The sequence below is a fragment of the Brevibacillus brevis genome (genome assembly GCF_900637055.1).
Lineage (GTDB): Bacteria > Bacillota > Bacilli > Brevibacillales > Brevibacillaceae > Brevibacillus > Brevibacillus brevis.
In genome coordinates, this window is the sequence record NZ_LR134338.1 from 4,464,256 (window position 1) to 4,487,184 (window position 22,929).

The window sequence follows — 22,929 nt, forward strand, 5'->3', positions numbered from 1 at the left end:
GAAAACCCCGCAGCCTTCATTGGCTCCGGGGCTATGCTGTCCTATTTTTTTACCAGTTCATCCATCAATCGCGCCAATTGCTTCGCCTGCTCACGACGCTCATACGGTTTCACACGCTCTGCAAAATCCGCTCCGCGTTCCTCGCTACTCATTTGCCCTTGCGCTTTCCACTCTTGATACAGCTTCAGGTATGCTTGCTTGATCTCGTCTTTTTGCTCTGGATCGGCTACTTGTCCGAGACGGAAATCTTCAATAATCTCTGTCGCTTCACCTCTTTTGTTCAGAGCAAGAATCGGGTTGCCGATCCCCATGTATTCGTAGAGCTTGCCCGGAATATACGCTCCTGCGTCAGCGGACACATCCCCGATCAGCAAGAGGGCATTCGCGCCTTTCATCAATCCGAGTGCTTCTTTATGCGGCAGGTTTCCCAGTACGCGAACGATGTCACCCAGCCCCAATGCTTCTACACAGTCGCGATTTTCGGAATACCCCGGATAATCGAACACCCCGGCAAAGCTGAGCAAGAGATCATTTCGGTCTACTGCTTTTTCATCGATAAGTTCCCGGATGCCTTGCAGAAGTAGGCGTGGGTTGCGCTTTTGATACAAAATACCTGCGTACACCGCATGAAATTTGTCCGGAGCAGCATGGCTAGGGGACAACCCTTGAAAATCAGCCTGATCAAACCCATTGTAGATCAGCTCCATCCGCTTGATGCGGTCCTGGTGCTTCTCGCGAAAATTATAAGCGAAGGTTGCGGTAACGGTCGTGATCGCATCCGCTTGGGTCATCACTGCCTCCTCCATTCGCTCTTCCATGCGCTCCCGCCATTCGATGCCAGAGGTGTGCATATTTTGCGTCCACGGATCACGGAAATCCGCTACCCATTTGCAGCCAAACTCACGGGAAAGCTTTTTTGCAATTAAATGGTTCGTTACCGGTCCCGATGTGGAAAAAATCACGTCGATCTTTTCACGGCACATAATTTCCCGCCCCAGCTTGAGCGCATTCGGCATCCACAGGATTTGGTCGTCTGGAATCAACAAGTAAGGCTTCACTTTTTTCAGCACATTCACGACCTGTTTTTTCACCTTCGCCTTGAACGAAGGCTGTGATGGTGTGGACATTGTATTGGCACTCGCTGATGCGGCTTGTCCCCCTCGATTCGGCAGCAGCTGCCACTCCTTCGCACGGTGAATGGTGACATCACTCGGCAGCTGTGCCAAAAGGGATGGATCGAGCGTCGCATGATATGCAGGATCTACTGTCAGCACATGGACATTCCAGCCAAACTCCCCCAAATATTTGGCCATTTTCAAAGGTCTTGGCACGCCGCCTCCACCAATTGGAGGAAATATGTAGCATATGATCAACACGTTGTGCGTATTCATTTACGTAACCGTCCTTCTCCATTTCAATTTTCCATCATCAACGATACCATAAGTGCTGTCTTATTGCGAATCTAGCAGGCATCTGCTATAGTGAAAATGGCTTTGTTTATAAATGATCGTTCATTTTTCGGCACACCCCCTATTCGGTCGTGCCTCCATGTACATACCTCGGTAGAGGTTGTTTTTTAATTACGATTCGGGTGAATTCAGATGAGCAAATTACGAGTCCTCCACGTGATTGGCGGGGGGGAATTTGGCGGTGCTGAACAACATATTCTCAATTTGGTCACTACTTTTCCAGCCGACGAAGTAGAAGTCGCAGTCGTATGCTTCTATGATTCTCTCTTCGCGAGTAAATTGCGGGAATCAGGCATCCAAGTCATTACGCTGAATCAGTTCGGACGTTTTGACTTACGATTGCTGCTGGCTCTGCGGAATGCCTTTTCCACATTCCAACCAGCGATTATCCATACGCATGGGATTAAAGCCAACTTCTTTTCCCGACTGGCAGCTCGCGGTATGAAGGTGCCTTTGCTGACCACCGTTCACAGCTCACTCCGTTATGATTATACAAGCTCCTTGGCCTATGCCATTGTCAGCATGATGGAAATGAGCACGAGACATTGGAACCGTCATTATATCGCGATCAGTGGTGCGATTGCCGATATTTTGCGGGGGCAGGGTGTTCGCTCGTCTGACATTAGCGTGATTTATAACGGAATGGACATGAAGCCTTATCGGCAAAACCATTTACGGGAGAATGACCGCAATCGACTGCGTGCGGAATGGAACATACCAGAGGACGCCTTTTTGTTCGGGACGGCAGCTCGCTTTGTTCCCGTAAAAGGTCTCCCGATTCTGCTCGATGCCTTTCATGCGCTTGTGACGGACAAGAAAGAGTCCCCTTATCTCGTGTTGATCGGAGATGGCTCTGAACGTGCTGCGCTCGAGGCCAAGGCTAAAGAATTGGGGCTGGAATCGCGTGTTCGCTTTGCTGGATTTCGGCAAGATATTCCTGCGTGCTTGCATGCCTTAGATGGTTTTGTCCACTCTTCTCTGTACGAAGGGCTTGGCTATACAATCATCGAGGCAATGGCTTCGGAGGTTCCTGTCGTAGCAAGCAATGTCGGCGGTGTGAAAGAGTTTGTTTTCGATGGCGATACAGGGCTGATCGTCGAACCGGGGAATCCAGCTTTGTTGGCGCAAGCAATGGAACGGTTATGGACTTCACCACAGTTGCGTGAAACCATGGTGCAAAACGCTCTGAACAAAGTAGAATCCACTTTTACCATCCAAACCATGACCGAACAAATTGTTGCTCTTTATCGTACGTTACTGAAATGACGAAAAGCACGGTGAAACGCGAACAGCGGGCATCGTGCTTTTTTCATATCATTTGTTTGAAGAATCTGTTTTTATGGTTGCCTACTCATGATCAATCTGGTTACATATGAATTGGAACTATTTTGTATAGCAAGCTGCACCAGACAGAAAGGGTGAAATTGAGATGAAACTATTTCTTTCGGTAGACATGGAAGGTATTTCAGGCATTGTGGATACGAGTTATATTAACCCGCATTCAGGCGTTAACTATCAGCGTGGTCGCCAGTTTATGACGGACGATGCCAATGCAGTCATTGAAGCTGCACTTGAGTCTGGCGTAACCGAAATTGTGGTAGCAGACAGCCACAACACGATGAACAACATTCTCTGGGAAAAGCTCCATCCAAAAGCGAGACTGTTGGCAGGTTCTCCACGCGATTCATCCATGATGGAAGGACTCGATGAGAGCTTTGATGCAGCGATGTTTATCGGCTATCATACCCGCCAAGGGATTCCTGGCGTGCTCAGTCATACGATGTCCGGTGTGGTTCACAATATGTATATCAACGGACAAGTCGTGGGTGAATTCGGCTTTAACGCCGCGATTGCGGGCATGCACAACGTTCCTGTTGTCATGGTGTCTGGTGATAATCTCATCGCCGTCGAAGCACAGGAACTGATCCCAGGCATTCAAACAGCGATCGTGAAGGAAGCTGTATCCCGCACGGCTGCTATCTGTCTCTCGCGTGAAGAAGCGACCGCTGAACTAAAGCGCAAGACGGCCAACGCTTTGCGCAACCGGAACAACATCCAGCCATTCCGTACAGCTGTACCTGTAGAGCTGGCGATGGAATTCTCCCATGCAGGACAAGCCGAGATGGCTGCAATTGTCCCGGGCACTCGCTATGAAACAGCAACAAACACGGTTTATTACAATGCAGCAAATCCGCAAGATATGTACAAAACGATGCGCGCTATGCTGAACCTGGCGTCGGGTGCTGAGTTTTTCTAAAATGGTAATGAGGGAACGGAAGACTGAAAACAGTTCTTCCGTTCTTCTGTTATCTATTTCTGTTTGTTTCCAGTCCTAGCGCCTGTGGAGCCCAACTTAGCGGAGGAATGAATGGCGGGGGTTTTCAGCTTCAACCTCTGCAAATACCTCTTCAAACCTTCTACTTTTGAAGCGCTCCCGTCATTCATTTCGGAGCGGACAGTCCCCTCCCTCAGCAGGGCGTAGGCCGAAGCGTAGACTGGAAATTCACTTCTTTCCCCCTCTGCAGCTACTCCTCTTAACCAAATAAAAAAAGCAGACCCATCACCGGAGTCTGCTTGTCGTTTCAGCTTTTATAGTTTCCGAACGTTCGTCGCTTGAGGACCGCGTTGTCCGTTTTCTACGTCAAACTCAACCTCTTGCCCTTCGTCCAAGGATTTGTACCCTTCGCCCTGAATAGCGGAGAAGTGAACGAATACGTCATCTCCACCATCACGCTCGATAAAACCGAAACCTTTTTCACTGTTGAACCACTTTACTCTTCCACGTTCCATTTTTGCCTCCTAGCATGTAACCCTTACATGACATTTGAAATATTGTCTTACCTCGGTTACTATTGCCATTTACGAGGCTTATTATACGTGACCGTACTTTTTTCTCCTACTTCGCAGCCTCTGTTGCTTCTTTGGCTTTGCTCTGGTCCACAATAAATTGTCCCTTCCAGCTGCCCTTTGTTTTGCCGATCCGGTTCACATCGACATTCAAAGTGAGTGGCTGTGGTAGCTTGAATCCATGCGTGGTGAAGGCAAGAACGCCCTCTGGCTTGTCATGATCGGCTATTCCCACCTCTACTTCCTTACCGGACTCGTCTGTTAAGTAGAAAGGCAAATAATCCTCTTTGCTGGTCCCGATAAAGTTTAGGACACTCGTTGTACCTTCCGAGCCTTTATCCTGGTACACAGGATTGCCATTTGCTTCGCCTACCACATCTAAACCTGTCGTATCGAATTCGAAAGGCACCAGTTCTCCATTTTGTTGTTCAATGCGATAGTGTAGCAGAACTTTGCTTTCTTCCGCATACACTTCCGTAAAATGAATCGTAATCCCCTGATCGGTAATTTTTTGATCGATCGGAATGGACAACCCTTCTGCCGCTGCTCGCTTAACCTCTTCACCCACCAAACTGTTCAAGTCTTTTGGATTGTCTGCAAAATAAGAGGTTCCATTTAAAGCCGCATATACTCCAGTCGGCAGTATAATAGCAGCAATTAATCCCATCATAACTAATTTTTTCTTCATCGATGCAGTCTCCTTTTTTTCGTGATAGCGATGAAAGGACTGCCTGACGCGCTGGTCGAGTTCATCAGGGATCGTGGTTTCGTCAATTTGTTTGGTGAGAGACTGTTTTATGATTTTTTCGATAGACATGTTTGGAGTTCCTCCTCATTCCATTCGACGTCAATCCACTCGCGGATTCGCTTTAATGCCAGATGATTTCTCGATTTTGCTGTCCCCACGGGTATTTCCAGCAGTTCGGCAATCTGATCGTACGTATAATCGTAGTAATACCGATAGATCACGACGATCCGCAGCTTGAACGGCAGCTTTTGGATTGCTTGCTGCATCTCTGTGGCAGACTCCATCGCAAGCATTGGCTCATCCGGCGTTTCGACATGTTGCTCTTCTTCCAAGCTCTGTTTTCGTTCTAACAGACGGAATCTTCTCCAAATCTGTCTACGCCAGTTTTTCACCTGTCTAATGACAATCCCATTTACCCAGAAAAGAAACGGACGCTTGCGATCATAGGCAGGCAGTGATCGCCATAGCTGATAGTAGATTTCGCTTACAATATCATGAACATCTTCTTTATTCGTGACCATGGCTGCTACGGTACCGTAAATTTTTGTCCGCGTCATGCTGTAGACCACCTCAAAAGCTTCTTGATCTCCATCAAGCAAACGGTCCAGCCACAGTTCTAACATTTGATCATTCATCGGAGGGCCCCCTGAAATTGTATACACCTTGTATTGGCTCTCTCGTTCAATATGGTTCACTACTTTATAAAAAAAACCTCTCCAAACGCTTTTACGTGCGTTTAGAGAGGTTTTGGCATTCAAATCAGTGGAACTTGTTCAAGAATTAAATGCGCACCACAGTCGCCTTGCAGACAAGGTCACGCGGGATGCGGTTCTTCGTATCGAAGAGGATCGGTGCTTCCGCCATTTTTTCAGCAACATTCGCCCAATCTGCCTCAGCAAATTCCTTTTGCACAGCAGTCAGGAACAACGCATCTGCTCCATTCACTGCTTTGTCCAGACTGTCAACCTTGTGATCATAGATAGTCGGAACAGCCGGATCGTAGGAACGAACGTCTACTCCTTTTGCCATGAGCAGCTTGATCAGGTCGTGGACAGGGCTTACGCGGTCGTCATTGGAAAAGTCTTTCATCGCCATCCCCAATACAGCTACGCGGCTTCCTGCCAATGTCTTGCCATTTTTCTTCAAAGCTTGCTCGAGCATGCCGATCAACACTTCTGGCACCGCATCGTTCGTGTTGCGAGCCAACTGCAAAATCGGCAGGTTCACTTCCAATTCACGTGCCTTAGGCTGCAAGTAGTACAGCGCATTCGGCAAACAGAAGCCGCCTACACCCGGTCCTGGCGATAACAGGTTTACACGCGTGTGCGTATTGGCAACCTTGATCAGCTCAAACGTATCGATGCCGAACGCCTCGGAGAAACGAGCGAATTCCTGTACCATTGCAATGTTTACATCACGCTGGATGTTTTCGATGACTTTTGCTGTCTCGACTACGCGGATATCCGTGATCGTGATGTCCGTCTCGCTGATGAAGGACAACAACTCTTTTCCTTTTTCAGCACTTTGTTCATTAATGCCCCCCAGAACGAGCGGCATGTGGATGAACTCTTCAAAAGCACGCCCCTCTGCAATTCGCTCCGAGCAGTATGTCAGATAGAAATCGACACCAGCCACAAGACCGCTTGTTTCTTCCAAAATCGGCAGAATCACATCTTCTGTCGTTCCTGGTACGACGGTACTGCGGATCATGATGGTATCGCCTTTTTTCAGTACGCGACCGAGCGATTGCGCACAGCTTTTCAGCGGTCCGAGATCAGGATCGCCGTTATGGACAGGCAATCCGACTGTTACAATATAGTTATGGACTTCCGCAGCAGCTTCCTCGTAGGAGGTCGTTGCACGGAAACGTTTTGCTTCAATCTGCTCTTTGAGGATCTCTGGCAACGTTTTTCCCTGATAGGACTCCAGGTGATGGGAATGTGCCGCATTGATCTCATCGACGACATGCGGTACGACGTCAATACCGATGACGTTTGCTCCTTTCATGGCATAGGTAAGCGCCAACGGCAAGCCTACAAACCCCAATCCCACAACAGCTACGCTTACAGGTTGAGTCATTGCGTATCTCCTCTTTCACATTCTCTAAGTAAGGTCCGTATGACTTTGGTAGTCATGCGGCCAACTTGCGCATATTTTTTAGGACATGTAGTAAACACCTGCAGCGATAAAAAGCACACACAATCCGATGAGGACCTTGTACAACGTTTCCAAGGCTTTTCCTCCCCCATACAATCTTGGCTTGTCCTCTTTATTGTAAAAAGGACTTTGATTGGGCAGAATAGTTTGGTACTCTTTCGCCAAATCAAATTATACTCCCGTTTGAAATATCGTTCAACCCGTCTAACGAGGCAAGGATGCCCCTATGATATACGAAAAACCGATGGACAGGACCATCGCAATAAAACCAATGGCCCTGTTATCTTTTGCAATTTCCTGGTCGACATTAAAAGTAGGGGTCATGAATTCAAAAATGAAGTAAGCAGACAGCAACAGGAAAAATCCGAATGTCGCCCAAATCAACGCTTCACCCAAAGACAAATGCGCCTGAATGGAATAGCGGAAAATGTTCGCGATCCCAAAAATTTTCCCGCCTGTTGCCATGGCTACTGCCATGTTCCCACGCTTCAATTCTTCCCAAACACGATAACGCGTCACCAGTTCAAAAATGGCTAAGAATAAAACCATCGCCAGTCCAGACACAGTAAAATAAGCTGCAGTTGCAAAATATGGATTGTGCAGAAGGCTTTCCATATGTCCCTCCCGACCTCTTATTTCAATTCGGCAATGGTAGCACCTACGCCGCCTTCTCCTTGACCACCCAAGCGGAAGGATTTTACATTGCGATGATTTCTCAAATACTCGTGTACGCCTTTGCGCAGTACCCCAGTCCCGTGTCCGTGAATAATGGAGACCGAGTGCAAGCCTGCCAACAGCGCATCATCTAAAAACTGATCGATTTCCCGAATGCTGTCCTCGACGTTGTAGCCGCGCAAGTCGAGATCCATTTTGATATTGTCACTGCGACGCTTCACAGAGGTGTACGGAGCCGCTTGCGGTTTTTGTTGGATGGAGTTTTGTACATGCATATCATCGCGCTTCACTTTCATTTTCATGATCCCGATCTGCACGAGGAATTCTTCATTGTTAACCTTTTCCAGCACGGTTCCTTTTTGTCCGAAGCTCGTCACCATTACCTCGTCGCCCACCTTGATCTGTGTGGCACGAACTGCTTTTGCCGGCTTCTTCACCTTTTCCTTCTCCAGCTCAAGGACGGCATTGCCCAAGCGCTTCTTCGCATCGATGAGACGATGCTCCTTGATTTCCATGCCTTCTGCCATCATCTCGCGCAGCTCGCGAATGATTGTTTCCGCTTCTTCTTTTGCGAGTTGGACGGCAATTCTCGCTTCGTCCTCTGCCCGCTCCATTCGCTTGTTTTTCTCTTCAGCAAATTGGGCACGTTCTTCTTCCAGCTGTCTACGCAGCTCTTCCGCTTCCAGACGTGCCGCTTTTGCCGCCAGCCTGTCTGCTTCTGCCGACTTGCGATTACGCTCCAACGAAGCGATCATGCTCTCGACCTGATTGTCTTCCTCACTGATCGAGCCGCGCGCTACATCAATGATGTGTTCCGGCAATCCCAGACGTCTTGCGATGGCAAACGCATTAGATCGACCAGGCACCCCAATGAGCAAGCGGTAAGTAGGACGCAGCGTCTGTACGTCAAATTCTACGCTGGCGTTGATAACCTCAGGTCTATCGTAGGCATACGCCTTCAATTCGCTGTAGTGAGTCGTTGCAACCAATCTCGCACCAGAATCAATCACATGGTCGATAATGGACATGGCCAGAGCAGCACCCTCTGTCGGGTCTGTTCCTGCGCCCAGCTCGTCAAACAGAACCAAGCTCTTGTCGTCCATTTTCGCCAAGATTTGAATAATATTGGTCATATGGCTTGAGAATGTAGACAGGCTCTGCTCGATGGATTGCTCATCCCCGATATCGGCAAAAACGGAGGAGAATACGGTCATCTCGCTCTCTTCCTCTGCCGGAATATGCAAGCCTGCCATAGTCATCAAGGACAGCAGTCCGATTGTTTTGAGGGAAACGGTTTTCCCCCCTGTATTCGGACCTGTCACAACAATCGCCTGATATTCTCCACCTAGCTCCACATCTACAGGAACGACAACTTCTCGTGGAATGAGCGGATGACGCGCTTTTCGCATGTTTACGTATCCGCGATCATTGATGCGTGGACAGATCGCCTTCATGCTCCAAGCTAGCTGAGCCTTGGCAAACATGAAGTCGAGTTCTGTTAGTGCTTCTGTATTCTCGACCAAAGCCTCTACCGCAAAGGATACCTGCTCCGTCAACACATACAGAATGCGCTCCACTTCACGCTCCTCGCGCAGACGAAGCTCGCGAAGCTTATTGTTCATCTCGACGATCACTTCCGGCTCAATAAAGAGCGTCGCCCCAGATGCCGACTGATCGTGAACGATTCCGCCAAATACAGAACGATACTCCTGCTTAACCGGAATAACGAAACGATCACCACGAATCGTAACGATGTTTTCCATCAGCATTTTTTGATAAGTAGACGAGCGTGTCATTTGATCGAGCTTTTCGCGAATGCGTGACTCGAGCTGTCTAATCTCCTGGCGTACCTGTCGCAATTCAAGACTCGCGCTGTCCAAAATGTCGCCGTTTTCATCAATACAACGGCGAATTTCGGTTTCCAACTCGCGCAGGCCCTCAATACGCTCTGCCTGCTGTTGCAATAATGGCAGCTCGTGATCCTCACACATGTCGAGCAAAAATGTTTTGAGCCTGCGTCCGGCCATAACGGTGCTGGCAATATCCAGCAATTCCATCGGGGCGAGCATGGCGTTCAATCTGGCACGCTGTACGGGACCGCGGATATCGCGAATGCCACCGAGTGGCACGCTGCCTTTTAGGCGTAACACGGTTGCTGCTTGTTCTGTCCCTTGCTGAGCGGTTATGACTTCATCCAAACGTAAAAAAGGAATCAGCTCTGCCGCTTTTTCTTTTCCATATGTGCAAGATGCCTTGTCAATCAACAGGGCGACTATTTTATCGTATTCTAACGTCTTTAAAACCCGTTGTTCCACTGTGCTCCTCCTTCTTTATCCAGCGGCGACCGTTGTACCGTGCGGGCGGGAGCGACGGTCTATACCGGCAATCATTACGATCTCCCCATTATAGCATGGCAGCGGAGCTTAGAAAACTTGGGCAACGGATAGCAATGGACAGGCACCGCCAGCGAAGGATAATTTTACACGTTTTCGTTTGGGATAGTTCTACTCTTTGCGTGAGAGAATGAAAAGTGAAACAACCCTAAAGGAGGAGTACACTTGACGATTATGCGCCATATCGTCCGCTTTATCGTCGCTGCCGTAGTCCTGATGTTTGTCGGCTTTCTGGTCCCCGGCTTTTCGGTTAGCAGTTTTTGGACAGCACTGCTCGCGGCCGTTGTCATCGCACTGATTGGCTGGGCCGTGGAAGCCATTTTCGGAGATCGAATTTCGCCGTACAATCGTGGTATTATCGGCTTCTTGGTCAGTGCCGTCGTGATTTATCTCACTCAGTTCATCGTCGCTGGCTTCCGCGTAACGATTCTTGGAGCGCTTCTGGCTTCCTTGGTGATCGGGATCATCGACTTGTTTATCCCGATCAAAACACATATGGATTTGCGCAATGGAGATGCCGGAGACAAGCAGGAGACATAGGCAAAACACGACAAAGAGCCATCCCATCAAACGGGGTGGCTCTTCTCATTTTCGCACAACGTGAAAAGAGAGGCATTTAAGCCCCTCTTTTCCTTAATCTATCGGTTTAGCCTTTGCCTCTTCCTGAATGATTTTCAGCAGTTCTTCGTACTCCTGACGCAAGCGGAAGTATTCATCCGCGATATTGACTGCAGAAAGTACGGCAATTTTGGCAGTATCCAGTCGATGGTTGCCGTTTGCGATTTCGTTCATCTTGTCATCAACGAAACCGGCCACCATGCGTATGTGATTGACACTTGCCTTGCCACTGAGCCGGTATTGTTGGCCAAAGATGTCCACCGTCAAACGATTTTTCCCATCACCTTGCACGAGAGATACCTCCCTACTGCGACCTTTGCTCTACTTTATCCTTATTTAGGTTACTGAAAATGTCAGATTTCGTCAAGCAATCTTACATGCGCAGTTCAGCACCTGTGTTGTTTTTCAAGGCTTCAATGACAGCAGTGGTCACTTGTTGAATCTCTTCGTCCTGCAAGGTACGCTCTGCGTGACGGAATACAAGGGCAAATGCCATGCTCTTCTTATCTTGGGCAATACGCTCACCCATGTATACATCGAACAGGGTTACGGACTCAAGCAGCTCACCTGCCGCTTCACGAATCGTTGCTTCCAATGCACCAGCAGCTACACTACGATCGACAACGAGAGCCAAGTCACGCGTTACTGCTGGGGACTTCGGCAACTGATTGTAATGTCCTACCTCGGCAGCTACATCAATCAAAGCAGCTACATCCAATTGGAATACGTACGTTTCGGACAGATCATATGCTTTTTCCGTACCCGGATGAACTTGCCCCAGATAGCCCAGACGTTTTTCCCCTACCCATACTTCTGCGGTACGTCCCGGGTGCATACCTTCGATGTCCTGTGCCGCTTTGTACTCGGCAGCTTGGATGCCCAAACGAGCATAGAGTGATTCCACAATCCCTTTGGTTTGGAAGAAATCAACAGGCTGCTTGGCGCCCATCCAGTTTTGTGTCAGCAATTGTCCAGTCAATGCACCCGCTACATACAGACGCTCTTCCGGAAGCTGCGTGAGCGTTTCTTCCTTCGTCAAGAACACACGGCCCAATTCAAAAATCGCGACATCGTGGTTTTGACGGTTTTTATTGTAAGCGACTGTTTCCAAGAGGCTAGGAATCAAGCTCGTGCGCAGAACGCTATGGTCTTCACTCATTGGCATCATGAGCGCAACAGGGTTTACTTTTTCCTGATGCAGACCCGCTACTGCCTCGACACGATCTGGATGAACCAGTGCATAGGAAATCGCTTCATTCATGCCAGTACCAATCAAATGATGACGGATAGTACGGCGCAATTGCTGTTCTTTTGTCAACTGTCCTTGCGTGGTCGAACCAGAAGGCAAGCTGGTCGGAATGTTGTCGTAGCCGTACAAACGTGCAACCTCTTCCACCAAATCCTCTGGCAGCGTAATGTCGCCACGTCTCGTTGGAACGGTTACCGTCCATTTGTCATTCGCTACTTCATACGGGAATTGCAGACGATCGAAAATCGGCGATACATCAGAAGCCGACATGTCAGTTCCGAGATGCTGATTGATTTTTGCAAGCGTAACAGAAACAACAGCAGGCGCAGCTTCGCTTACAACAGCAGAGCTGATTCCTTTGGATACCGTTGCCCCAGACAACTGCTGAATCAGCGCAGCGGCGCGCTCTCCCGCTTCCTGTACACGTGCTTGGTCAACGCCTTTTTCCCAACGTACGCAGCCTTCTGTACGCATGCCGAGCATACGAGCTGTGCGGCGTACTGTTTTTGGCGTGAACCAAGCTGCTTCGAGGATGATTTCGCTCGTCTCGCCAGTGATTTCGGAGTTAGCTCCGCCCATTACCCCTGCGATCGCCAATCCTTTGGTCTGGTCGGCAATCAGCAAAGTTTGCTCATCCAGCGTGCGCTCTTGATCGTCCAATGTCACGAGCTTTTCGCCCTTGTTTGCCAGTCGAACGACAATAGAGCGATCGGCTACCTGTGTCGCATCGAAAGCATGCAGCGGCTGACCGTATTCGAGCAGGACGTAGTTGGTTACGTCTACCACGTTGTTAATCGGACGAATTCCCGCTGCCATCAGGCGATTTTTCATCCATTGCGGGGATGTCGCGATTTTGGCGTTGGTGAAGTGACGACCGTGGTATTGATAGCTTTCATTGGTCGCTTCGATCTTGACTTGGATCGGGTTGTCGCCACCATTTTCGGTCAGCTCGATTTGTGGGAACACCACTTCTTTGCCCAAAATAGCGGCTACCTCGTAAGCAACCCCCAGCATGCTCAAGCAATCGGAACGGTTTGGTGTCAGTCCCAATTCCAGCACGTAGTCATCCAAGCCGAGATACGAAATGGCATCCATTCCGATTTCCGCATCCGCTGGCAGGACCATAATGCCTTCTTGCTGATCTTTTGCCAGAAGCTTGTCGTTTAAGCCCAATTCTTTTGCCGAGCAGATCATCCCTTGGGATTCTACACCGCGCAGCTTGGAACGCTTGATGTTCAGACCACCTGGGAGCTTCGCACCGATCAGAGCAACGAGAACTTTTTGTCCCTTGTCTACGTTTGCTGCTCCACATACGATTTGCAGGTCTTCTCCTTGTCCAGCATCAACGACGCATACGTTGAGACGGTCTGCATCCGGGTGCTTGCTGCGTTCTTTTACATAACCGATCACAACACCGGATACACCTGCGTTGCGCGATTCAACTGCGTCTACTTCAATCCCGCTGCGAGTCAGCTTTTCAGCCAGCTCCTGGGGCGTCGTTCCACTCAGATCGACGTATTCAGATAACCATTGGTACGATACCTTCATCTTTGCCTCTCCTCTCTAGCCTCGATTGAACTGACGCAGGAAACGAACGTCGTTGGTATAAAAATGACGGATGTCCTCCACCGCGTATTTGAGCATCGCAATTCGTTCTACACCCATACCGAATGCAAAGCCGCTTACTTCCTCAGGGTTGTAGCCGGCCATTTCCAGTACGCGCGGGTGTACCATACCAGCACCCAAAATTTCGATCCAGCCTGTTTGCTTACATACACGGCAGCCGTGACCACCACAGTTGAAGCATTGCAGGTCTACTTCTACGGAAGGCTCCGTGAACGGGAAGAAGCTTGGGCGCAGACGAATTTGTTGGTTTTCCCCGAACATTTGACGGGCAAACGTCAAGAGGGTACCTTTTAAGTCACTCATCCCGATTTTTTTATCAATCACGAGACCCTCGATCTGCGTGAATTGGTGGGAGTGAGTCGCATCGTCATCATCGCGGCGATACACTTTACCCGGACAGATCATTTTGAGTGGCGTCTTACCTTCTTTTTTCAACATCGTACGTGCTTGCACAGGAGATGTCTGCGTACGGAGCAGTAGCTCTTCTGTGACGTAGAATGTATCTTGCATATCGCGCGCCGGGTGATCTTTCGGCAGGTTCAGCATCTCGAAGTTGAAGTGGTCCATTTCTACCTCAGGACCTTCTGCCACCTCAAAGCCCAGGCCGATGAAGATGTCTTCGATCTCTTCAATGATCCGAGAAAGCGGGTGCATGGTGCCTGCTGGTACTGGACGTCCTGGCAGTGTCACATCGATCGTTTGAGAAGAAAGCTTGGCATTCAGAGCCGCTTCTTCAAAAGCTTGTTGTTTGCCGGAGAATGCTGCCTCCAGCGCTTCCCTTACTTCGTTCACCAGCTGACCGACAACTGGGCGCTCTTCTGGGGACAGGCCGCCCATTCCACGCAGCAGTTCTGTCAACTCGCCCTTTTTCCCCAGGTATTTGACACGCAAATCCTGAAGTTGTGCGGCTTCTGTCACTTGGCTGATTTGGCCCAGTGCGGACTCTTTCATTTCTTGCAACCGAGTTTGCACTTCGAATCGCTCCTTTTTCCATTTGATAAAAAAAAGAAAAACCCGCCCCAGAAAAGGGACGAGTTACTTTTTTCTCGCGGTACCACCCTTGTTAGACAATTCACTTCCAGCCTGTGACAAATCCATGACAATATCACTAGTGGAAAGAGACATTTGTCTCACTTCAGATCATTGGTAACGGGTATGACCCGGCTGCTCCTACTGCGCGAAAAGCGGTTCAGAGTGCGGCTTTGGAGTGAATTCGGCAGCTATCATGTTAAAGATGCTCGCAGTCTGTGACATCTTCTCCCTGAAAAACAGATAGGCCCTGCGTACTAGTCTCCGTCATCGCTTTACGTTATAATTGTGACGTAAGGAAAATTATAGCGCAACAAGAGAGAACTTTCAATTCTACAAATGTTACATATCAAGAGAGTGTTTTCATGTGTATGACCACTTCGAAAGGGGATTTTGACATGATTGATAATGTTTCCGCCCTTTACGATAAGACAAGCAACTGCCGCCATTGCCAAGCGACCTTTTCGACCAAAAGGATCAGAAGCGGTACGTTGACGATGCTTCATCGCGACAGCGATTTTTATACCACCTTTAAAGAGCAATCCCTAAATCCCATTTTATATACCGTCAATGTTTGCCCTGAATGCGGCTTTGCTTTTACGGATCAATTCCGGGACAAGCTTGCCCCCTGGCAAAAGCAGATTGTGGATGAACAAATCTCCTCGAAATGGACGCCGAAAGATTTTGGCAAGGTTCGTCATGTACCAGAAGCCATTGTCAGCTACAAGCTGGCCATTTACGCAGCTGAAATAACGGATCAGCCCCATTCCGTAAAAGCGGGTCTGTATTTGCGCCTTGCATGGCTTTATCGATTCCAGAAAAATATCGCCGAAGAAATGCGCTTTATCGATATGGCAGTGGAAGAATATGAACAATCGTATATTCATTCCGACTATACACGCGGCGACAAGGAAATGACCGAAGTCCGCTTGCTGTACTTGATTGGTGAGCTCTACCGCAGACTCGAAAAGTTTGACTTAGCCATCAAGTATTTCGGCAAAGCACTCGCCTTTCGCAATCATACCATTGAGAGCGGCATTATTCGGATGGCGCAAGATCAATGGCAGCTCGCGCGTGAAGAGTACAAAGAGAAGAAAAGTGAGCAAAAGATCGGCTAAGCATGCCGATCTTTTCTTTTACGCTGTGCCTCGTATACAAAAATTCCTGCCGCGACCGCCGCATTCAGCGACTCTGCGCCGCCATAAAGCGGGATGTGAACGAATTGATCAGCCCTGGCAAACATCTCTTTGGAAACGCCTCGTCCTTCATTGCCGATGACCATTGCCGTCAGACCAGCATAGTCAGCCTCGTCATAGGAAACACTGTTTTGCTCCAAGGAGGAGATCAAAACTCGCCCTCCCTTTGCCTTCCATTCATCTGCCGTCTCGACTAATGATTGCGTAAAGACAGGGATGCGGAACAGCGCCCCCATTGTGGCTCGTAGCACTTTTCCGTTGTAAATATCAACGCTGCCACTTCCAAGCACGACACCATCGACTGCTGCCGCCTCTGCTGTGCGCAGAATCGTTCCGAGGTTGCCCGGGTCTTGTATTTCGTCCAAAAAGAGGAGCAGCAAGTTTCCTTGTTTCTCCCTCTTCTTATCTACCCATTTTGCCCAATCTGCTGCTGTTTTTTTCACTTCGGCCACAATTCCTTGCGGCGACTTTGTTTCGGAAAGTTTCGCCAGCACTGCTTCTGATGCCGCAATGACCTGGACAGCTTCCGGATGATTAGCCAGAGCACGCTGACAGGCAGGGTCCATATCACGCTGCTGATCGTAAATAACCGTGACTACCTCCGCCCCGCTTTTTAACGCCTCCTCTACCAAATGCGCCCCTTCCACGAGAAAACGCTGCTGTTCTTCCCGTCCTTTTCGTGACAGCAACTGGTGCAATCGCTTTACCAGAGGGTTTTGTACCGAAGTAATCATTTCATTTGTCATAAACCTATGCCCGCTCCTCAAATTCACGTAAGTCTTTGTTGTTCCCGATCACCACAAGCACGTCGCCGTATTGGATGACTTCATCCGGGCTAGGAGCGATGTTGAATTTATCTCCGCTTTTGATGGCAATAACGTTGACCTCGTATTTTTTCCGAATATCCAGCTGCCGCAAGTTTTGACCGACCAGCTTGGAAGACACGACTACCTCCGCCACGCTGTAGTCCTCTGCCAGCTCAATAAAGTCAAGAACGTTAGAGGAAATCAGATTGTGGGCGACCCGAACTCCCATGTCACGCTCAGGAAATACGACACGGTCAGCTCCCACCTTGTACAATACTTGTCCATGACGCTCATTCTGTGCTTTTGCCACGATCTTTTTGACACCCAAGTCTTTCAGCGTCAATACCGTCAGGATGCTCGCCTGAATATCGACCCCAATGGCCACGACGACTACGTCAAAATTGCGAATGCCGATTTCCTTCAAGGCGCGTTCATCCGTAGAATCAGCTGCTACCGCGTGCGTTACGTATTGAATATTTTCGTTAATACGCTCCTCGTTCTCATCTATTCCCATGACTTCATAATCCATCTCGTACAGCGTTCTCGCCACGCTAGAACCAAAACGTCCCATCCCGATAATGGCAAATTGCTTGGACATGTTAATCTTCTCCTTTACGGAACTTACCAATAACAAGCATTATAGCACAACCAAAACATCCGCAACAAAGCGGCCATGTCCGTTTTTTGCTCACGCATGGTATGCACGATTCCGGGTTTACAAATACTATGGCTTGAATTCATTCTCACAAGAGAGGTGCAACCAAGGTCATGAACATTGCCTCACTCAATTTACGTCAAGCGATCATGTACAAAATGCAAGGCTCAGATCCAAACGCAGTGGAAGAAACCATCAGTGACGCGATCTCAAGCGGTCAGGAGAAGACTCTCCCGGGTTTAGGCGTTTTGTTTGAAGTGCTATGGCAAAACAGCGATGCCGCCTCTCGTCAGACGATGATCAATACCATTGCGGAGCACTTGCCTGAGCAAGCCGAAAAACCGATCTAGACACATCGTTAAAAACAAAGCGTGAGAAAAACACCATTCACTAAGGGAGAGGCTCTATGTCTCTCCCTTGTTCGTTGTTCCCATTTTGTCCTTTGATGATTTTATTGCGCACGAAATGGGTGATGGCAAGCAAGATGGGAACGAAGATGGTAACCATATATCCCATAACGGTCAGGTGACTTGTATATGAAAATAACTCCACGATATTTTGTGGTATTAATGTAAAGTAAAAAAGTGGCACCATCATCACCACCGCGCTGATTTGCTGAAAGCGAATGCCTTTGCGAAACCAGCGCCGCAGTGAAAAAATCGTCGCATAAAACATATTCCCGATCGTCGTAAACACAGAAGCAACCCAGATCGCGAGAAACGCCGACTCAAATCGCTCCAAAAACCAGCCTGCCCTCTGTGTCACCTTGACCAGTTCAAGCGTAGGCCAAACCAGCCTCTGCAACTCTTCATAACCAAATACAGTGATGCCTGCAATGACAGAAAGCACATAAACGACAAGCGCAAAGCTCATGCCTGTCATACTTGCCAGCCCAAGCCTTGCACCTGGAATGGAGAAGGCAAAATAAACCATTAACAGCTCATATCCGGTATAAAGTGTATAGGTATCCATACCGGTTTTGACGACATCTGTCCACGATTCTACATGGAATGGCAATAAATTGTACCAATCTGCGTTCATAAGAGCGACAAGTGGAATCAAAAGAGACGGTAACAGGAGAAAAGGAATCAGCAGCTCATTTACCCTTGCCACAACTTCAATCTCATGACAACAAAGAAATACAACCAGCAATAGCAGTGTGACGATAATGGCCTCTAGCGGGGTATTCGGCAATACTGAGGTTACGACAACTTCCCCGAACAATCTGGCTGTTATTCCCGCATTGAAAAACTGATAGAGTATGAATAAAAACACACAGATGGCACCTAAAACAGTACCAAATATCCGCGGCATAAATTCCACAAAGGTAAGACCTGGAAACTGGTTGCCTAAATACACAATAGCCGCCACTGCCACGGATGCTATCAAACAGCCTGAAATAGGACCAATCCACCCCATTTGATGCAGAAGAACAGTAGACGTTCTCGGGATAGTGAGTAAGCCCACCCCAATCATCGAACTGATCATAATGCTCGTAAGTTGCCAGGTACCAAAATTTCGTTGTTGATTCTCCACAGTGATCGCTCTCCTATTGCATTTCCATACCAAGGCGCCGCAGCTTAATGGTGTATTTAACGCGAACCGGAAAATCCCTGAAATCTTCCTTCCAGTTGTGCTTCTTCCAGTATTCATGGTAATGCTTTGCACGAAGGGTAAGACCTAGCTTCAAAATGTCGCTATTATACTGCTTTTGCAATTGGAGCAAGAGCTTTTTTGCGCGTTCTTCCATTTCTTTTTTGATAAGTGCCTGCATTTGAACGATGAATTGCTCTGGCGGGATTTTCAGGTCTTCTGTTAATTCGACGATATCCCCTTGAAGCTCGCAATGATAAGTAGCTGAAAAGGGCTTCGATCCTTTTGATTTTGTATTTCCCTGTTCTTGAATCATCAGCTTTTTTTTTACAAAGTGCGGACGGAAGCTCACATAACCGTTCTTGGTATTCGGCAACGGAATGATAATGTCTCCACCTGGTTTTTCATTGCGCAGTTGGATCAATGCCCATGACTGTACGCGATTCAGTATCCCCACCATCTTGTGTCCACGAAACACAGCAACCCCCTTCCAGCTCACCTCTTTTTTGGTGGCCTCTACATAATTAAGAAACGGCTCCATGGTTACATTGGAGGTCTGGTTGAAATAGTCACCCAACGTTTGGTCAGGGATTCTCCCTAATTTCATTCCATTCTCGATCAACCCCATCAAGAAGACGACCGGAATTTGCTCCAGCCCCGGCTTGATTTCCAGCAGAGTGGAGGCCTTGCCTTTTACGACGATCGGCCACAAAAGGCGCCGTATTTGGGGTTCACGGCGGAAACTGTCCATAATGTCTTGAATCCCCTCCTTGGCAATCTCCTCACTCAAGGCGAGAACTCGCGTATGTCCAAGAAACAATCGTTGGTTCAATCGCATTTGCAGGTTGTTGGAAGCATCTGTTACCGTTCGTCCCGTGACGCTCATGATTTTCACTGCATCCGCATTGCTTCCTCCCCCCTGCCCGCTGCTACCCGCGATTTTGATTGGAATCGGAATTTGGACGGTTATTTTATACAGATTTTTATCCTCTTCTGCACGATCGATCGCAATCGCCAATACCGATGCCCGCTCTTCCAATTCACGCCTGTCCCAACACCCTGTCAACAGGCACATACAGATGAAAAACAGAGTAAAGCTCCTCAGAGACTTACCCATCGACATTCTCTCCCTCCCGTTTGGACATCATGTCACGGATGAGTATGGCTATCCAGTAAACGACGGGGATGAGCAAATTGATGAATAAGCTGGACAACCCCAACAACGAAGCTACTTGAAATACCTCTGGGATGTTTTGCGGTATAAGGGAAAAGTAGAACAAAGGGACGAGAAGGACTGCAGCCATGCCTCTTTGAAACCAAATTCCTTTTCGAAACAACTGTCTCAGTGAGTAAACGACAACGTAAAACGCATTTGCTACCGTAGTGAAAACAGCCGAAACCCACACGGCCAAAAAGGCTGACTCCAACCGTTCCAAGATAAATCCAGGCACCTGCGTCGTCTTGACCAATTCAAGCGTCGGCCACGTCACCCTTTGAAGTTCTTCGTATCCGAATACTGAGATACCAGCGACAACAATTAACATGTAGAGCAATGCGGCAATTAAAAGACTGTAAAATCCTGCCAACTCCTTGTTCGTGTTTTTCTGTGCGTAGGCGAAAAAGACGAACATAATTTCAAACCCGGAATAAGAATAAATCCCTTCGTATACCCCCTCCGCCATCGAACGAATCGACACATGAGTAATTGGCAGGAGATTCCCAAATTCCGCTTTTTGGAACGACGCAAGCGCGATGAATAACAGCGGCAAGATAATAAAGGGAAACAATAGCTCGTTCACGCGGGCGACCACTTCTACCTCATGCATGCACAAAAAGAAAACGAGCAAAAACATCGTCAGCAGCATTACTTCCAGCGGAGTCTGCAAAAGAACGGACGTCACAACCACTTCGCCAAAAACGCGAGAAACGACTGCCGTGGAAAAATACAGGTATACCAGATAGATACTAATCCAAGGAAGGCTGAATACTTTGCCCACCCAAGGACGACTGGCCGAGCCCCATACCTTGTGACTATATTCAATGAATGTTTCCCCCGGGTATCGCTTGCTCAATTTGACGATTAACCACAAGGAAACAAATGCACCTGCTGAGCCAATCAGAGGTGCGATCCAGCCTGCCTCGAATAATTTGGAGCTGGTGGTACGAGGAAGGGTCAAAACGCCGACACCGATCAAGGTACTTGTCATGAGACAAATTTGCTGCCACATCGATAGAGTTTGGTGCCAGCTGTGCCCCTCGTTCCGGCTCATTTCCGGTTATCCTCCTCTCTCATTCGCGTTTTATCTTGAACGTGAAACATCATCGGTCTTGTTTTCATAAGATGATGAGGAGCCCGTATGAACAAGTCCTTCATTCCCGTCAGGTTGATCGGACTAAGTGGGGACATATAGGGTACTCCAAACGATTTCAGGGAAGACAAATGAATGAGGATGACGATCAAAAACAGCATAATACCGTAAAGACCAAACATCCCCGCCAAGAACATAACCGGAAAGCGGAGCATGCGAATGGCAATGGCTGCACTGTAGCTAGGTGAAGCGAACGAACCTATTGTTGTAACAGCCACGATGATCACCATAACAGGACTGACAAGCCCAGCTGTTACCGCTGCTTCCCCTACGACGAGTGCCCCAACAATCCCGATCGTAGGACCTATTGGCCCCGGCAGCCTGACGCTTGCTTCCCGCAAAATCTCGATGGCTAACTCCATAAACAAGGCTTCGATTAAAGAAGGGAAGGGTACGGTAGATCGTCCTGCCGCCATCGCAATGACCAGCCGAGAAGGGATCATCTCCGGATGGAACGAGCTAAAAGCGATATAGAGAGACGGGAGCAGCAAGGCGATGCTGATACTGATAATCCGAATAAAACGGATCAAGGTCGCGATGTAAAATCGCTCGTAATAATCCTCTGGACTCTGATAAAACTGCGAAAATACAGCCGGAGCAATCAAACCGAACGGCGTACCGTCTACCAGAATGCCTACTTTTCCTTCCAATAGATTGGCCACCACTTTGTCGGGACGTTCTGTATTTTGAATCTGCGGGAATGGGGACCATCTGCGATCCTGGATCATTTGTTCGATATACCCGCTTTCCAGTACAGAATCCACATGAACACTCTCTATTCGCGCAATCACTTCCTCCACCATCGGGGGATACGCAATGCCGTCGATGTACATGACGTATATGTCAGTCTGCGTTCGTTCACCGACAACCATATGACGCACTCTGAGATTGGGGTCCTTCAAGCGGAAGCGGATCAGCGCTGCATTCACGCACAACGTCTCACAAAAACCATCGCGTGGCCCTCGTACGACTGATTCCGTCTGAGGCTCTTCCACTGAACGTCTGTCCCAACCTCTCGTGTTATTCAAGTAAGCGTTTTGACACCCATCGATGATCAGTACCGCACATCCAGACAAAATATTTCGGACGATCTGCCTCAATTTGTCTGTCAAATCCAGCTCATTTGTCGCCGGATCATGATAGGTGATATCGGGAGTCGTCATATAGCGAATAATAAAATCACTGATGACATTGCGATCCACCATGCCATCTATAAAAACGATAGCGGCTTGAGCCTTCGACTTTGTTTGAAAACGACGCACGACGAGATCGTCACACTTTCCGAACTGCGCTTCAATCAATTGAATGTTTTCTTCCACATTGGTCGTGAGTGTGACATCCGAGACGCTTTCCATGCTCTTGTTGGTGTATTGCTCCAACGCTTTTGACTGAAGGGCTTCTTTTCTTTTTTGCCATGCTTGAAAAAACTGGCTCATCCTGCTCACCCTTCCATGGAATGTAGCCTGCCTACAGGTACGGATAGTGTGCCCAATAATGGA

General features: G+C 48.5%; 21 protein-coding genes. 5 read left to right on the forward strand and 16 right to left on the reverse strand.

Annotation, left to right across the window (positions count from 1 at the left end; translation table 11 throughout):
- Window positions 1-41: 41 nt before the first annotated feature.
- A complete protein-coding gene (locus tag EL268_RS21455; protein ID WP_106657550.1) occupies window positions 42-1,391 on the reverse strand; it encodes a glycosyltransferase family 4 protein in 1,350 nt (449 codons plus the stop codon).
- A 210-nt stretch (window positions 1,392-1,601) separates the two neighbouring features.
- Here EL268_RS21455 and EL268_RS21460 point away from each other — a divergent pair, with 210 nt between their 5' ends.
- The gene (locus EL268_RS21460; RefSeq protein ID WP_106657549.1) at window positions 1,602-2,735 is read left to right on the forward strand and encodes a glycosyltransferase; all 1,134 of its coding nucleotides are present in this window, start codon (window positions 1,602-1,604) and stop codon (window positions 2,733-2,735) included.
- Between the two features lie 163 nt (window positions 2,736-2,898).
- The gene (locus EL268_RS21465; RefSeq protein WP_106657548.1) at window positions 2,899-3,726 is read left to right on the forward strand and encodes a M55 family metallopeptidase; all 828 of its coding nucleotides are present in this window, start codon (window positions 2,899-2,901) and stop codon (window positions 3,724-3,726) included.
- Between the two features lie 332 nt (window positions 3,727-4,058).
- On the opposite strand, the gene EL268_RS21470 is transcribed toward EL268_RS21465, so the two are convergent.
- From EL268_RS21470 to EL268_RS21495, 6 genes are all read right to left on the reverse strand, one after another.
- Window positions 4,059-4,259, reverse strand: coding sequence for a cold-shock protein (locus tag EL268_RS21470; RefSeq protein WP_012685372.1), 201 nt, complete (start codon window positions 4,257-4,259; stop codon window positions 4,059-4,061).
- Window positions 4,260-4,365: 106 nt separating this feature from the next.
- Entirely contained in the window at window positions 4,366-5,133 is a 768-nt protein-coding gene (locus EL268_RS21475; protein WP_106657547.1) for a DUF4179 domain-containing protein, read from the reverse strand.
- Complete coding sequence (locus EL268_RS21480) at window positions 5,112-5,699, reverse strand: sigma-70 family RNA polymerase sigma factor (RefSeq protein ID WP_106657546.1); 588 nt, start codon at window positions 5,697-5,699, stop codon at window positions 5,112-5,114. Before EL268_RS21480 ends, EL268_RS21475 begins: the two co-directional genes overlap by 22 nt.
- A gap of 145 nt (window positions 5,700-5,844) precedes the next feature.
- On the reverse strand, window positions 5,845-7,143 hold the full coding sequence (locus EL268_RS21485; RefSeq protein WP_106657545.1) for a nucleotide sugar dehydrogenase: 1,299 nt from the start codon (window positions 7,141-7,143) through the stop codon (window positions 5,845-5,847).
- Between the two features lie 282 nt (window positions 7,144-7,425).
- Window positions 7,426-7,836 carry a DUF350 domain-containing protein gene (locus EL268_RS21490; RefSeq protein WP_007728502.1) on the reverse strand — a complete coding sequence of 137 codons (411 nt, stop codon included), beginning with the start codon at window positions 7,834-7,836 and terminating at the stop codon, window positions 7,426-7,428.
- 17 nt (window positions 7,837-7,853) lie between these two features.
- The gene (locus EL268_RS21495; protein ID WP_106657544.1) at window positions 7,854-10,211 is read right to left on the reverse strand and encodes an endonuclease MutS2; all 2,358 of its coding nucleotides are present in this window, start codon (window positions 10,209-10,211) and stop codon (window positions 7,854-7,856) included.
- A 243-nt stretch (window positions 10,212-10,454) separates the two neighbouring features.
- Here EL268_RS21495 and EL268_RS21500 point away from each other — a divergent pair, with 243 nt between their 5' ends.
- Complete coding sequence (locus EL268_RS21500) at window positions 10,455-10,829, forward strand: phage holin family protein (RefSeq protein ID WP_106657543.1); 375 nt, start codon at window positions 10,455-10,457, stop codon at window positions 10,827-10,829.
- A 93-nt stretch (window positions 10,830-10,922) separates the two neighbouring features.
- Here the strand turns inward: EL268_RS21500 and zapA are convergent, their stop codons facing one another.
- The 3 genes from zapA to pheS all read right to left on the reverse strand — a co-directional run bounded on the left by zapA (window position 10,923) and on the right by pheS (window position 14,754).
- The gene (gene zapA / locus EL268_RS21505) at window positions 10,923-11,198 is read right to left on the reverse strand and encodes a cell division protein ZapA (protein WP_007728510.1); all 276 of its coding nucleotides are present in this window, start codon (window positions 11,196-11,198) and stop codon (window positions 10,923-10,925) included.
- Window positions 11,199-11,280: 82 nt separating this feature from the next.
- On the reverse strand, window positions 11,281-13,704 hold the full coding sequence (pheT, locus tag EL268_RS21510) for a phenylalanine--tRNA ligase subunit beta (protein ID WP_106657542.1): 2,424 nt from the start codon (window positions 13,702-13,704) through the stop codon (window positions 11,281-11,283).
- 15 nt (window positions 13,705-13,719) lie between these two features.
- Window positions 13,720-14,754: a phenylalanine--tRNA ligase subunit alpha gene (gene pheS / locus EL268_RS21515; RefSeq protein WP_088906565.1), complete on the reverse strand. Its 1,035-nt coding sequence runs from the start codon at window positions 14,752-14,754 to the stop codon at window positions 13,720-13,722.
- Window positions 14,755-15,209: 455 nt separating this feature from the next.
- On the opposite strand from pheS, the gene EL268_RS21520 reads away from it, so the two are divergent.
- Window positions 15,210-15,929 carry a DUF2225 domain-containing protein gene (locus EL268_RS21520; RefSeq protein ID WP_106657580.1) on the forward strand — a complete coding sequence of 240 codons (720 nt, stop codon included), beginning with the start codon at window positions 15,210-15,212 and terminating at the stop codon, window positions 15,927-15,929.
- Here the strand turns inward: EL268_RS21520 and EL268_RS21525 are convergent.
- Together EL268_RS21525 and EL268_RS21530 are read right to left on the reverse strand one after the other, a co-directional pair.
- Window positions 15,926-16,753, reverse strand: coding sequence for a TrmH family RNA methyltransferase (locus EL268_RS21525; protein WP_106657541.1), 828 nt, complete (start codon window positions 16,751-16,753; stop codon window positions 15,926-15,928). The genes EL268_RS21520 and EL268_RS21525 overlap by 4 nt on opposite strands.
- Window positions 16,754-16,757: 4 nt before the next feature.
- On the reverse strand, window positions 16,758-17,411 hold the full coding sequence (locus tag EL268_RS21530; protein ID WP_007728524.1) for a potassium channel family protein: 654 nt from the start codon (window positions 17,409-17,411) through the stop codon (window positions 16,758-16,760).
- A 170-nt stretch (window positions 17,412-17,581) separates the two neighbouring features.
- Between EL268_RS21530 and sspI the strand changes: the two genes are divergently transcribed.
- Window positions 17,582-17,818, forward strand: a complete 237-nt coding sequence (sspI, locus tag EL268_RS21535) for a small acid-soluble spore protein SspI (RefSeq protein ID WP_106657540.1) — start codon at window positions 17,582-17,584, stop codon at window positions 17,816-17,818.
- Window positions 17,819-17,858: 40 nt separating this feature from the next.
- Here sspI and EL268_RS21540 read toward each other — a convergent pair whose 3' ends face one another.
- The 4 genes from EL268_RS21540 to EL268_RS21555 are packed head-to-tail and all read right to left on the reverse strand — an operon-like array spanning window position 17,859 to window position 22,866.
- The gene (locus EL268_RS21540; RefSeq protein ID WP_106657539.1) at window positions 17,859-19,004 is read right to left on the reverse strand and encodes a GerAB/ArcD/ProY family transporter; all 1,146 of its coding nucleotides are present in this window, start codon (window positions 19,002-19,004) and stop codon (window positions 17,859-17,861) included.
- Window positions 19,005-19,017: 13 nt separating this feature from the next.
- Complete coding sequence (locus tag EL268_RS21545) at window positions 19,018-20,178, reverse strand: Ger(x)C family spore germination protein (protein WP_106657579.1); 1,161 nt, start codon at window positions 20,176-20,178, stop codon at window positions 19,018-19,020.
- On the reverse strand, window positions 20,171-21,331 hold the full coding sequence (locus tag EL268_RS21550) for a GerAB/ArcD/ProY family transporter (protein ID WP_106657538.1): 1,161 nt from the start codon (window positions 21,329-21,331) through the stop codon (window positions 20,171-20,173). The genes EL268_RS21545 and EL268_RS21550 overlap by 8 nt, the downstream gene beginning before the upstream one ends.
- On the reverse strand, window positions 21,328-22,866 hold the full coding sequence (locus EL268_RS21555; protein WP_106657537.1) for a spore germination protein: 1,539 nt from the start codon (window positions 22,864-22,866) through the stop codon (window positions 21,328-21,330). The genes EL268_RS21550 and EL268_RS21555 overlap by 4 nt, the downstream gene beginning before the upstream one ends.
- Window positions 22,867-22,929: the final 63 nt, after the last annotated feature.